We start from the raw sequence: 13,022 nt of genomic DNA, 5'->3' as shown, positions 1-13,022 counted from the left end.
GATCCTCTTGTCGTATCGGTTCTACCGCTTGATATAGACAGGCTTTCGTTTTTCAAGAAAGGCCCTGATGCCCTCGTTGAAATCTTCCGAGCGGCTGCACAGCACCTGATTGCGGTCTTCCATCGCGATCACGGCTTCCATGGATCCGGCATCGACGCTCATATTGAGGCATTCCTTGGACAACCTTAGGCCCACCGGCGAGGCCGTCATCATCGCATCGACATACGGCTCGGCCGCGGCATCAAGCCCGCCTTCCTCGACCACTTCGGAGACGAGGCCGACGGCCAGCGCCCGTTCGGCACCGATGAAGCGGCCGGTCAGGATCAATTCTGACGCAACCGACACCCCGACCAGGCGCGGCAGGAAATAACTGGTGCCGATATCGCAGCCGCCGAGGCCGAGTTTGATGAAGGCGCAGTTCATCCGTGCGGATTTGGTCGCGATGCGGATGTCGGCGGCAAGCGCCAGCGCAAAACCGCCACCGGCGGCGGCGCCCTGGACCAGCGCGATGATCGGCTGCGGACAGCGCCGCATCAGCATCACGATGTCGGCGATCCGGCGTTGCGAATCCAATGACTCGGTGACGCCGGGCGGCTCCTGTTGCCCGGCACGGCGCGCCATTGCATGCTTGAGGTCGAGGCCGGCGCAGAACGACGCACCCGCACCCTTCAGCACCACCACGCGGGTCGAACGGTTGCGCTGCAAGCCTTGGAAATACGCGTTCAACGCGTCGATCATATCGGGGTTGAGCGCGTTGAGGCTGTCCGGGCGATTGAGCGTCACCCGGTCGACCCCGTCATCGTGTTCGATCAGCAGCGGTTGAGTCACGAAGCGCTCCTACCCATCGTCGTCCGCCGTTTATGGGTCCCGGCTCTGCGGTGCATCGTGAAGAACGCTGCACCGCGTCCGGGACACGTTCCCCGGATGCTGCGCAGCGCGTAGCGGTGCGCTGCTGATCCGGGGTCCATGATGCAGGACCTACCGCGGCGCCATGCGGATGGCGCCGTCGAGACGGATGGTCTCGCCGTTGAGCATCGGGTTCTCAACGATGTGAACCGCGAGGTTGCCGTACTCGGAGGCATCGCCGAGGCGGGCCGGATGCGGCACTTGCGCGCCGAGGCTCTTGCGAGCCTCTTCGTTCAGGCCCATCAGCAGCGGCGTCAGGAACAGGCCGGGCGCGATGGTGTTGACGCGGATCTTGAGGCTGGCGAGGTCGCGCGCGGCCGGCAGCGTCAGGCCGACGACACCGCCCTTCGAAGCGGAGTAGGCGATCTGGCCGATCTGGCCTTCATAGGCCGCAACGCTCGCGGTGTTGATGGCGACGCCGCGCTCTTCGCCGATCGGCGGCGCCGTCGCCAGCCGTTCGGCGAACAGGCGCAGCACGTTGAAGGTGCCGATCAGATTGACGTTGATGATGCGGACGAATTTCGCCAGCGGATAGACGCCGTCCTTGCCGACAGTACGCTGCGATCCGCCGATGCCGGCGCAGTTCATCAGCACGCGGGCGATGCCGTGGGCGGCTTCCGCCTTGGCAATCGCGGCCTTGATTTGCTCTTCGTCGGTGACGTCGGCATGAAGGGCAACGCCCTTCACTTCGGCGGCGACCTTCTCGGCATTTTCCTTGTTCTGGTCGATGACGCCGATTTTCGCACCCTTGGCAGCCATGGCGCGGGCGGTGGCGGCGCCGAGGCCGGAGCCACCGCCGGTGATGAGAACGGCAACGTCTTTCAACTGCATCTTGATGACCTTTCCTTGGGCGTTTCTTCTCTGGACTCTTTTGGACAATAGACTCGGGTACTGAAGTGGCGCGGCCGTCATTCGGCGGCTGCGGCACTCGTTTCGTTGGCTTCGCTCAGCATTCCGCTGCAGATCAGCGCTTCCATATGCTTGATGTACTGGCGGCAGACTTCGTCGGTAACCGGGCCGACGCCGGTCGCGCGCGACATCGCGTGGCGACCGAAGAACAGGTGATCGCAGGCGCCGATCAGGCTGGTGTAGAACATGACCGGATCGATGTCGCGGAACTCGCCGGCCTTGACGCCCTCGGCGAGCAGCCGGCGTTGAAAATCCAGCAGCGGCGCCACGAAGAACTTCGACACCTCGTCGGCGGCGTCCGGCGTACTTTCGTGCAAGAGATAATGGATCAGCCGGTTCATATAGGGGAACTGGTGATAGGCGCGAATGATGCCGCCGATATGCAGGCGCAGTTTCGCGGTCGGCTGCATGGGCTGGCTGATCAGGTATTCGAGCTGGGTAATTTCGGTGGCGGCGTCGCGCGCCAAAAGCGCCAGCAACAGCCCGTCCTTGTTACCGAAATGGTATTTCACCAGGGCGGCGTTGACGCCGGACTTCTGCGCGATGTCGGAGAGCGACACTTCGATCGAGGCACGCTCGATCATCAGTTCGCTGGCAGCGACAAGCAGCTTCTCGGCAGTGGTATTCTTGCCGCCTGGAAGCCTCGTCGGTACGCTGGTATTCAACTGTGGTCCCATCACTGCCTGGCTCGAAATCCGGCCGCACATAAGCGCATGCCGCGGCTGCACTCAAGAGTTAATTGATTGATTGACTAAATCCCGGACCATCCCTTAAATCCGGCCCAACTTTTCCATCCAACAACAATCCAGGGAGAACAGACATGGCCGAGGCCTATATCGTCGCCACCGCACGCACCGCAGGCGGCCGCAAGGGGGGACGTCTCGCCGGCTGGCATCCGGCCGATCTCGCCGCGTCTGTGCTGAATTCGCTGATCGAACGCACCGGCGCCGATCCCGCCCAAGTCGAAGACGTCATCATGGGCTGCGTGATGCAGGCCGGCGAACAATCCAACAACATCGCGCGCAACGCCGTGATGGCCTCGAAGCTTCCCGAGAGCGTGCCGGCGACCTCGATCGACCGCCAGTGCGGCTCCTCGCAGCAGGCGCTGCATTTCGCGGCGCAAGCCGTGATGTCAGGCACCATGGATGTCGTGATCGCCGCCGGCGTGGAATCGATGACCCGGGTGCCGATGGGCCTCGCCTCCTCGCTGCCGGCCAAGAACGGTTTTGGCCACTACAAGAGCCCCGGCATGGAGGCGCGCTATCCGAACATCATGTTCAGCCAGTTCACCGGCGCGGAAATGATGGCCGAGAAGTACGGCCTCTCCAAGAACGAGCTCGACGAATATTCCTACAACAGCCATCAGCGGGCGATTGCCGCCACCCAAGCCGGCCGTTTCAAGGACGAGATCGTTCCGCTGCAGATCACCCGCGCCGACGGCTCGACCGACACCCACCATATCGATGAGGGTATCCGCTTCGACGCCACACTCGACGGCATCAAGGGCGTCAAGCTGATCGCGGAGAACGGCAAGCTCACCGCCGCCAGTGCCAGCCAGATCTGCGACGGCGCCTCCGGCGTGATGATCGTCAACGAGCGCGGCCTGAAGTCGCTCGGCGTCAAGCCGATGGCCCGCATCCATCACATGACCATGATGGGCGGCGATCCCGTGATCATGCTGGAAGCGCCGCTTCCGGCGACCCAGCGCGCGCTGCAGAAGGCCGGCATGACCGTCGACGACATCGACCTGTTCGAAGTCAACGAGGCCTTTGCCTCGGTGCCGACCGCCTGGCTGAAGGCCACCGGCGCCGATCCGGCACGGCTCAATGTCAATGGCGGCGCGATCGCGCTCGGCCATCCGCTCGGCGGCTCCGGCACCAAGCTGATGACCACGCTGGTCAACGCCCTGAAGCAGCGCGGCAAGCGTTACGGCCTGCAGACCATGTGCGAAGGCGGCGGCATGGCGAATGTGACCATCGTCGAGCGACTGTAAGAAGAACTGCTAGTAATAACGAACGGTGTCGTCCCGGCCTTGAGCCGGGACCCATAACCACAGGTGCTTGTGGTTATGCCGGGCTGGAGCACCAGCTCGCTTCAAGAAATTCACATCGGTGGTTATGGGTCCCGGCGCCACGTGCGCAATTGCGCACCAGGCCGGGACGACCACGTTGATTTTCAGGATTGCTCCCATGACCCATCCGTCCATCTACGCCCGCACCGTGCCGAACAAGATCGCCTATCAGATGGCGGGCACCGGCAAGGCGATCACCTATCGCGAGCTCGACGAGCTTTCGAACCAGGGCGCGCAACTGTTTCGTTCGCTCGGCCTCAAGGCCGGCGATCACATCGCCTTCCTGATGGAAAACCGGCTGGCGTTCATGGAGATCTGCTGGGCGGCGCAGCGGGCGGGGCTCTATTACACCGCGATCAGCCGCTACCTGACCCAGGACGAGATCGCCTACATCGTCAGGGATTGCGGCGCGAAAGTCTTCATCACCTCGCCGAAATGCGCCGAGCAGGTCAGGAACCTGGTCAAGGGCGAAGCCGGCGAGCCGCTGTTCTTCATGGTCGACGAGCCGGAATCCGGTTTTCGCTCCTGGGACAGAGAAGCGATCGCGATGCCGACGACGCCGATTGCGGACGAGGTCGCCGGCTACGACATGCTGTATTCGTCGGGCACCACCGGGCGGCCCAAGGGCATCAAGCGGGCCTCGGAGAACAATCCGATCGATCTGCCGAATCCGTTCCTGAAAATTCTCTGCGCCACCATGTGCGGGATGAATGCCGACAGCATCTATCTGTCGCCGGCGCCGCTCTATCACGCGGCTCCGCTGCGCTTCAACATGATGGCGATCACGCTCGGCGGCACCTCCATCATCATGGAGCATTTCGACGCCGAGGAATTCCTGAAGCTGGTCGAGAAATACAAGATTACCCAGTCGCAGCTGGTGCCGACCATGTTCGTAAGAATGCTGAAGCTGCCCGAGGAGGTGCGTACGCGTTACAACGTCTCCTCGCTGAAAGGCGCGATCCACGCCGCAGCGCCCTGCCCGGTCGACGTCAAAGCGAAGATGATCGAATGGTGGGGACCGATCCTGATCGAGTACTACGCCGGATCCGAAGGCAACGGCGTCACGGTCTCGACCTCGCAGCAATGGCTGACCCATCGCGGCACCGTCGGCCGCGCCGTGGTCGGCAAGATCAAGATTCTCGACGAGAACGATGCTGAAGCGCCGGTGGGCCAGATCGGCACGGTGTACTTCGCCGACGCGCCGGCGTTCGCCTATCACAACGATCCCGAGAAGACCAAGCGCGCCTATAACGCCAAGGGCTGGTCGACGCTAGGCGACGTCGGCTATCTCGACGACGAAGGCTATCTCTATCTCACCGACCGCAAGTCCTACATGATCATCTCCGGCGGCGTGAACATCTACCCGCAGGAGACCGAGGACGTCTTGATCACCCATCCCGGCGTCGCCGACGTCGCGGTGTTCGGTGTGCCGAACGAGGAAATGGGCGAAGAGGTCAAGGCCGTGGTGCAGCCGCATGACATGACCAAGGCCGGCAAGGAGCTGGAGGCCGAGCTGATGCTGTTCTGCCGCAAGCACCTGTCGCCGATCAAATGCCCCAGGAGTATCGATTTTGAGGCTGAACTGCCGCGCACCCCGACCGGCAAACTGGTGAAGCGCCACCTGCGCGACAAGTATTGGCCGAAGGCCGCGAAGGCTTAACTTACTTACCCTCCCCTGGAGGGGGAGGGTCGACGCGAAGCGGCGGGGTGGGGTGACGGTCTCTCCGCACGAACCAGTGCCCGAGTTTCGCATTCCGCTTCGCTACATGCGAACCGACCCTCCCCCTCCAGGGGAGGGTAAGAAACCGCGCCTCACCGCCGTCATGCCCGGGCTTGTCCCGGGCATCCACGTCTTTACAGTCGCGCGGATAAGAAGACGTGGATGGCCGGGACATCCAGTGAAGACGCGCTTCGCGCTTTCGCCCGGCCATGACGAGGAAAGTTCATGAATAGCGCCACCGCCCTCCCCGACATCCCGCTCCCCGCCGCCATCCGCGCGCGCTATGTCGATGGGATCAACGGCCTGCGCATGCATGTGCTCGAAGCCGGTTTTGAGACACCCGGGCGTCCTTGCGTGCTGCTGTTGCACGGCTTTCCCGAACTCGCGTTCTCCTGGCGCAAGGTGATGCCGACACTCGCCGCCGCCGGCTATCACGTGATTGCGCCGGACCAGCGCGGCTATGGCCGCACCACCGGATGGAGCGCCGACTACGATGGCGATCTCCATCCGTTCCGGCTCACCAACCTGGTACGCGACGCGCTCGGGCTGGTATCGGCATTTGGTTACAAGCATGTCGACGCCGTGTTCGGCCATGATTTCGGCTCGTCGGTCGCGGCCTGGTGCGCGCTGATCCGGCCCGACGTGTTTCGCTCGGTCGCGCTGATGAGCGCGCCGTTCGGCGGCGTGCCGCCGCTGCCGCTCAACACTGCGGAGGGACAGGCCAAGCCCGCGGTGGAAGATCCCGTGCATCGTGACCTCGCGGCGCTGCCGCGGCCGCGCAAGCATTACCAATGGTACTATTCGACGCGCCCCGCCAACGCCGACATGCAGCACGCGCCGCAGGGCGTGCATGATTTCCTGCGCGGCTACTACCATCACAAGAGCGCTGACTGGAAAGCCAACACGCCCTATCCGTTGCAATCATGGTCCGCGGGCGAGCTGGCAAAACTGCCGACCTATTACGTGATGGATCTCGCCAGGGACATGGCCGCGACAGTTGCCGAGGAAATGCCCTCCGCCGCCGAAATCGCCGCCAACCGATGGCTGCCCGACAGTGAGCTTGCGTTCTACAGCGCCGAATATGCCCGCACCGGATTCCAGGGCGGGCTGCAATGGTACCGCTGCGGCACCTCGGGCGCGTTCGTCGCCGAATTGCAGACCTGGTCGGGGCGGACCATCGACGTTCCCTCCGCCTTCATCTCTGGCAAGCAGGACTGGGGCACCTATCAGCGCCCCGGCGTCTACGAGGCGATGCAATCGAAAGCCTGCACCAACATGATCGGCTGCCACCTCGTCGACGGCGCCGGCCATTGGGTGCAGCAGGAGCAGCCCGCCGAAGTCAGCCGGCTGCTGCTTCGGTTCCTTGAATCGACGTCATAGATCGGACGCTCGCCGGCGAGCACCGCACCAGGCCACGACGATCGGTTCCGTGGAACGTTCCGCAAGCCCCGGCGTTGCGGAATACCGGCTTTGCGTCCGGCGACCCTGAACTGGAGAGTAGTACGATGGAAAAGAAGATCGCTGGATTGATCGGAGCCGTAGCGACGCTCGGGGCCTTCGGTACCGCGCAGGCTGCCCCCGCACCGGCCGACGTCTTGCGGGCCAATTCCTATGCGGAGTTGCTTGAGCCGATTCCTAACGCTGCGCATCTGCTGCAGGCGGTCGACGCGGCCGCGCCCGCGGCGGTTGGCGAAAACGTTCAGCTCGCGCAGTTCTACCATCACCACCATCATCACCACCACCACCATCACAGCTTCTACCGCCGCTACGAGCCGCGGGTGGTCGTGGTGCCGCGCTATCGGCGCAATTATTATCATCATCATCATCATCACCATCATCACCACAGCTTCTATCGCCGCGACTACTGATCCTTCGCCGGCGAAATCGAAGCACACGAAAACAGGGCCTCCGGCCCTGTTTTTTGTGATCCTGACGCGGCTTTATCCTGGATGATCCACGACGCTGGTTGACGTGAGCTATTCCTGGCGGGCCTTTTCTTTCGCTGCGCGATGCAGATGCCGATACGTTCCGTCGAACACCGTATCGGTCGACGAAGTCCACTCGGTTCCGGCAGAGAGCGTCGGCCGACTGTTGTAGATCCGCCGCGCCTGCAGTTCGCGCTCGGACGCCTCCTCCACACCCATCTGTTCGAGTTCGAAATTGGCCTCTTCGGGAATGACGATGATCTGCGCGAACGGCTCGTTCGGTCTGAAAATGTGGGTGCGTCCTTCGGCCGGGGCCTTGAACACCGTGAAGAAAAGCATCGGCCACCAGTTGCGCACCAGCGCCGGCACTGCGACGGGTACGGTATCGCTGCGGTCGGTGTAGAAACGCGGATGCGGTTCGGTACGAATCGCCATCCCTTTCGGCACCTTCATATCCAGCAATATCTGGTACGTGTAAAAGCTGTCGCCGAAATTGCGGAACGGAGGCCACTGCGCCCCGCCCTCCGGCGGCTCACCCCAATCGGCTTCGAAACGAAGGCGGGCGTCCTTGGTGCTGACGTGCAGTTCGAAGTCGTAGGGATAGAACAGCTCAATGCCGTATTGCGCGCCTTCCGTGAACGGCACGCAGTGCCAGACCTGTTCGCGCGAACCGTCCGCGCGTGGCTCCCGCGCCCCCGCCCAGCCGGGAATTTCCAGTTTGGTTCGGCGCGGCGCCAACTTTGGATCGTTGAGGCGGTATTTGACCTTTTCCATGAAGACTCCGGATCGAGACGGTTGATGCCGACGGCTGGAACTCGAACGGGTGTCAGCCCCAGTAAGTTCCCGAATCTGTGAAGCTGCCGGTAATTGACCCCAGACTAGTTTAGAATTATTCTAATTCTAAACTAGTCTGGGTAAGCCATATGAAGAATTTCGCCGACCTGACCGAGCGCGAGGTGCTGGCCGTTGCGATCGCCTCGGAAGAGGAAGACAGCCGCATCTACATGACGTTCGCCGAGGACCTGACCGAGCGCTATCCGGATTCGGCCAAGGTCTTCCAGGAGATGGCCGAGGAGGAGCGCGGCCATCGCCACCGCCTGCTCGAAATCTACGAACAGCGTTTCGGGCCGCATTTGCCGCCGATCCGCCGTGAGGACGTTCGCGGCTTCCTGAAGCGGCGTCCGATCTGGCTGACCAAGAACCTCTCGCTCGACACCATCCGCAAGGAAGTCGAGACCATGGAGCTTGAGGCCGAGCAATTCTACATCAAGGCTGCCGAACAGGCCGAGGACGTCGGTGTGCGCCGGCTGTTGGGCGACCTCGCCGAGGAAGAAAAGGGTCACGAGAAGCTTGCCGTGAAGCTGACGGGCGAGATCCTCAGCCCCGACGTGCGCGCCGAAGAAGACAAGACGCGCCGGCGCATGTTCGTGCTGCAATATGTCCAGCCGGGACTCGCCGGCTTGATGGATGGCTCGGTGTCGACGCTGGCACCGCTGTTTGCCGCGGCCTTTGCGACGCATCAGAACTGGCAGACGTTTCTGGTCGGCCTCGCCGCCTCGATCGGCGCCGGCATCAGCATGGGGTTTGCCGAAGCCCTGTCCGACGACGGCTCGTTGACCGGGCGCGGCTCGCCCTGGCTGCGCGGAATCACCTGCGGCCTGATGACGACGCTCGGCGGTCTCGGTCACACCATGCCCTATCTGGTGCCGGATTCCTGGGCCAACGCGTTCTGGATCGCGACCGCCATCGCGGGTGTCGTGGTGTTCTTCGAATTGTGGGCGATCGCCTTCATCCGCTCGCGCTACATGGACACGCCGTTCCTGCAGGCGGTGTTCCAGATCGTGCTCGGCGGCGCCATCGTGCTGGCGGTCGGCATTCTGATCGGCGCTGCCTAGCGGGGCGGCCATGAAACGAAGCTTCAAACGCGGTGACCGCTTCCGACTTTGCGTCCTGGCTGGGGCTGCCTTCTTGTTGATGCTGGCTCAACCCGCCAGGGCCGTCGACGAAATCCAGGTCTACAACGCCGGCATCGCGGCACCCGGCCAGTTCACAATTCAACAGCACCTCAATTACGTCGCCCTCGGGCAAAAGGATCCGCCGTTTCCCGGCGGCCTCGTTTCCCATGGCAGCCTCAACGGCACCCCGGAATTCGCCTATGGTGTCACCGACTGGTGGGAGGTCGGGCTCTATCTGCCGTTCGCGGTGCAGGACCGGCAGTTGCTGTCGGACTCCTTCAAGCTGCGGACGTTGTTCGTCTCGCCCAATGCCGAGCAGCGCAATTTCTTCTACGGCGTCAACTTCGAGTTCTCGAACACGACGCCGAAATTCTCGCAGACCCGGTTCGGGATGGAGATCCGCCCCATCATCGGCGTCCGCCAGGGCGACTACGAGTTCATCGTCAACCCGATCGTCGATATCGGCTTCGGAAAATATGGCGAGGCCGACTTCGCCCCGGCGGCGCGGCTGGCGAAAAAGCTCAGCCCGGATTTCTCCATCGGGCTCGAGCACTACGCCGATCTCGGTGAGATCGGAAATTTCAGGAAGCTCAGCGACCAGCAGCACACGCTGTTTGCCGTTACCGACTTCAAGCTCGGTGTGTTCGACGTCAACTTCGGCGTCGGCTATGGCCTGACGGCGGCCTCCGACCGCCTCGTCATCAAGACGATCGTCGGCTACGCTTTTCCGGTTCCGGACAGCAAGTCCGGCGCAAGTGACCCCGTCAGGGTGCCCGTCAATCCGATGGCACACGCCTCCACGCGGCCGTACCAGCCCTGACGCAATAGGCTGCGCTCAGCTTCCGTTGAGCCCGCCGATCTCCGGGAAGAACATCTCCTTCCACGACGCCGGCTCGTGCTTGGTGGTGCCGACCCGCCGCATGAACCTGGCGAACTTCATCGTCGCCGCCGGCGTCATGGTCCATTCGACGTTTGCGCCGGTCACGACCTTGGTTACCATCTCCAGCGGCAGCTTGGAGCCGCTGTCGTCGATCCAGCTTTGCGCGGTGCCTTTCGGATCGGCGGCGATGGTGGCAGTCGCTTCCTTCACGGCGTCGAGAAACGCCGCGTAGAGTTCCGGATTGTCCTTGCGAAAGCGCGCCGAGGTCCATGCCACCGTAAAGCTGTGCGGCCCCAGTACGTCGAACGACGACAATATCGTGTGGATGTTCTTCTGCTCCAGTTGCTGGAACTGGAACGGCGGCACACTGAAGGCCGAAGAGACGCCGCCGGCACCGCTCAGCATCGCAATGGTCGCATCCGGCGGCGACATCGACACCGTCAACGGATCGAGCTTGGCATAATTCTCCTCGCCGAAGGCGGCCGCCGCCGCCATCTGCAGCAGCACCGCCTGCACCGACACCTTGATGGAGGGCACCGCGATGCGGTCGCGCTCGCCGAAATCCCTGATGGACTTGATATCCGGGTTGGCAGTGTTGAGCAGGAACGGCTGCGAGCTCAGCGCGCAGATGCCCTTGACCTCGAACGACGTGCCTTGGGTCTTGTCCCACAGCGTGATCAGGCCAGGCACCCCGCCGCTGACGATGTCGGTGGAATTTGACAGCAGCGCCTCGTTCATTGCCGCCGGGCCGTTGAAGCGCTGCCAGGACACCTTGAAATCCTTCAGGCCGCGCTGGGTGGCATATTTCTCGATCAGTTTGTCGCGCTTCATGATGTTGAATTGCAGGTAGCCCATCGAGAACTGTTCGGCGAGCCGGATCTCGGCCGCATCGGCGACCGTCACACTGCCGATCGCAATCGCCGCTACCACCCACGACAATCTCATTGCCACCTCCCGCCATTTTCATTTTTTGTTGACCGGGAGACTAGCGTGTGAATGGCGCTCTCGCCAATAGCTTGGCTGCATGAGCGGCGTGCCGCTGTGCAGCCATTGCTCTTGCGGCGATGACGCAAACTGAGCATCATCCGCGCCGCATTTAATTGCAGAGCATCTACAGACCGGGAGCACGCCTTGGCCAAATCGCAATGGAGCTTCAAGACCGCCGTTGAAGTGTCGGCAGCGCTGGCGGCCAGAAAGGTCAGCGCGGTCGAGCTGGCGCAGGACGTAATCGACCGCATCGAACGGCACGACGACAAGATCAATGCGATCTGCGTGCGCGATTTCGAGCGCGGCCTCGCCGCCGCGCGCGCCGCCGACGCCGAACTGGCGCGCGGGGTGAAGAAGCCGCTGCTCGGCATCCCCATGACGGTCAAGGAATCCTACAATATCGCCGGCCTGCCGACGACCTGGGGCATTCCGGCGCAGAAGGATTTCATCGCAAAGGACGACGCGCTGCCGATCACGCGCGTCAAGGACGCCGGCGCCGTGATTCTCGGCAAGACCAACGTGCCGCTCGGGCTCGGCGACTGGCAGAGCTACAACGAGATCTACGGCACCACCAACAATCCGTTCGACCTCGGCCGCACGCCGGGCGGATCTTCCGGCGGTTCGTCGGCGGCGCTGGCTGCGGGCTACGGCCCGCTGTCGATCGGCTCCGATATCGGCGGCTCGCTGCGCGTGCCCGCCTTTCATTGCGGCGTCTACGCCCACAAGCCGACCTTCGACCTCGTCGCGATGCGCGGTCACACGCCGCCGCCGTTGCCACCGCTGCCGTCCAATCGCGACCTCAGCGTGATCGGGCCGATGGCGCGCGGCGCCGCCGATCTCACGCTGCTGCTGGATGCGATGGCGGGCCCTGATCCGCTCGACGCCGGCAAGGCCTACAGACTCGAACTCCCGGTGGCGCGCCACACAGAGCTGAAGAATTTTCACGTGCTGCTGATCGATACCGATCCGGTCATGCCACCCAATACGGTGGTGCGCGGCAGCCTCGACAAACTGGCGGCCGGGCTCGCCAAGGCCGGCGTCAAGGTCGACCGCAGCAGTCCGCTGTTGCCCGACTTCGCCGCCTCGACACGGCTCTATATGCGGATGCTGATGTCGTTTCTCGCCGCATCGTTCGCGCCGGAGGTCTATGCTGGCGCGCAGGCCGCCGCTACGGCGCTGCCGCCGGATGATATGAGTCTCGGCGCCGAACGCCTGCGTGGCATCGCGCTCAGCCATCGCGACTGGCTGATGGCCGACGGCGGGCGTTTGCGCCTGCGGGCGCAATGGCGCGAGCTGTTCAGGAGCTACGACGCCGTGATCTGCCCGATCATGCCGACCCAGGCCTATCCGCACGATCATTCCGACGACCAGGAAAAGCGCCGCATCAGCATCGACGGCAAGGACTACGTCTATCCCGACCAGCTCGCCTGGCCCGGCATCGCCACGCTGCCCGGCCTGCCATCGACTGCGATCCCGACCGGCTTTGCGCCGGACGGCTTGCCGGTCGGCGTGCAGATCGTCGGCCCCTGGCTGGAAGACCGCACGCCGCTCAAGCTCGCCGAACTGATCGAGCGCGAATTCGGCGGGTTCGTGCCGCCGAAGATGTTTGATGACTAGAAGACTCCTCATCCCCGCGCAACGGCTTCGCCGTTGTCGCTGGAGGAGCGGC

12 protein-coding genes are annotated in these 13,022 nt (G+C 63.3%); 7 read left to right on the top strand and 5 right to left on the bottom strand.

What is annotated here, in order from left to right; genetic code table 11:
- Positions 1 to 21: 21 nt before the first annotated feature.
- The 3 genes from BLR13_RS21325 to BLR13_RS21315 form a co-directional block, all read right to left on the bottom strand.
- A complete protein-coding gene (locus tag BLR13_RS21325) occupies positions 22 to 828 on the bottom strand; it encodes an enoyl-CoA hydratase/isomerase family protein (protein ID WP_074819857.1) in 807 nt (268 codons plus the stop codon).
- Between the two features lie 150 nt (positions 829 to 978).
- A complete protein-coding gene (locus BLR13_RS21320) occupies positions 979 to 1,737 on the bottom strand; it encodes an SDR family NAD(P)-dependent oxidoreductase (RefSeq protein WP_074819861.1) in 759 nt (252 codons plus the stop codon).
- A gap of 77 nt (positions 1,738 to 1,814) precedes the next feature.
- Positions 1,815 to 2,492, bottom strand: coding sequence for a TetR family transcriptional regulator (locus tag BLR13_RS21315; protein ID WP_079586087.1), 678 nt, complete (start codon positions 2,490 to 2,492; stop codon positions 1,815 to 1,817).
- Positions 2,493 to 2,635: 143 nt separating this feature from the next.
- On the opposite strand from BLR13_RS21315, the gene BLR13_RS21310 reads away from it, so the two are divergent.
- The 4 genes from BLR13_RS21310 to BLR13_RS21295 all read left to right on the top strand — a co-directional run bounded on the left by BLR13_RS21310 (position 2,636) and on the right by BLR13_RS21295 (position 7,474).
- Positions 2,636 to 3,808 (top strand): acetyl-CoA C-acetyltransferase, encoded by a 1,173-nt coding sequence (locus BLR13_RS21310; protein WP_074819865.1) that lies wholly within the window; start codon positions 2,636 to 2,638, stop codon positions 3,806 to 3,808.
- Positions 3,809 to 4,004: 196 nt separating this feature from the next.
- A complete protein-coding gene (locus BLR13_RS21305) occupies positions 4,005 to 5,546 on the top strand; it encodes an acyl-CoA synthetase (protein ID WP_074831261.1) in 1,542 nt (513 codons plus the stop codon).
- Between the two features lie 285 nt (positions 5,547 to 5,831).
- Positions 5,832 to 6,986: an alpha/beta hydrolase gene (locus BLR13_RS21300; protein ID WP_074819867.1), complete on the top strand. Its 1,155-nt coding sequence runs from the start codon at positions 5,832 to 5,834 to the stop codon at positions 6,984 to 6,986.
- 125 nt (positions 6,987 to 7,111) lie between these two features.
- On the top strand, positions 7,112 to 7,474 hold the full coding sequence (locus BLR13_RS21295) for a hypothetical protein (protein WP_074819869.1): 363 nt from the start codon (positions 7,112 to 7,114) through the stop codon (positions 7,472 to 7,474).
- A 108-nt stretch (positions 7,475 to 7,582) separates the two neighbouring features.
- Here BLR13_RS21295 and BLR13_RS21290 read toward each other — a convergent pair whose 3' ends face one another.
- Positions 7,583 to 8,305: a hypothetical protein gene (locus tag BLR13_RS21290; RefSeq protein WP_074819871.1), complete on the bottom strand. Its 723-nt coding sequence runs from the start codon at positions 8,303 to 8,305 to the stop codon at positions 7,583 to 7,585.
- A 149-nt stretch (positions 8,306 to 8,454) separates the two neighbouring features.
- Between BLR13_RS21290 and mbfA the strand changes: the two genes are divergently transcribed.
- Positions 8,455 to 9,426 carry an iron exporter MbfA gene (mbfA, locus tag BLR13_RS21285; RefSeq protein WP_074819873.1) on the top strand — a complete coding sequence of 324 codons (972 nt, stop codon included), beginning with the start codon at positions 8,455 to 8,457 and terminating at the stop codon, positions 9,424 to 9,426.
- A gap of 79 nt (positions 9,427 to 9,505) precedes the next feature.
- The gene (locus BLR13_RS21280) at positions 9,506 to 10,306 is read left to right on the top strand and encodes a hypothetical protein (protein WP_244524912.1); all 801 of its coding nucleotides are present in this window, start codon (positions 9,506 to 9,508) and stop codon (positions 10,304 to 10,306) included.
- Between the two features lie 15 nt (positions 10,307 to 10,321).
- Here the strand turns inward: BLR13_RS21280 and BLR13_RS21275 are convergent, their stop codons facing one another.
- Entirely contained in the window at positions 10,322 to 11,311 is a 990-nt protein-coding gene (locus tag BLR13_RS21275) for an ABC transporter substrate-binding protein (RefSeq protein WP_074819877.1), read from the bottom strand.
- 186 nt (positions 11,312 to 11,497) lie between these two features.
- Between BLR13_RS21275 and BLR13_RS21270 the strand changes: the two genes are divergently transcribed.
- Positions 11,498 to 12,970: an amidase gene (locus tag BLR13_RS21270; RefSeq protein ID WP_074819879.1), complete on the top strand. Its 1,473-nt coding sequence runs from the start codon at positions 11,498 to 11,500 to the stop codon at positions 12,968 to 12,970.
- Positions 12,971 to 13,022: the final 52 nt, after the last annotated feature.

It is taken from the genome of Bradyrhizobium ottawaense (genome assembly GCF_900099825.1).
GTDB classification, from domain to species: domain Bacteria; phylum Pseudomonadota; class Alphaproteobacteria; order Rhizobiales; family Xanthobacteraceae; genus Bradyrhizobium; species Bradyrhizobium ottawaense_A.
Note: the sequence above shows the minus strand (reverse complement) of the source record. Positions and strands in the feature narration are given on the sequence as shown.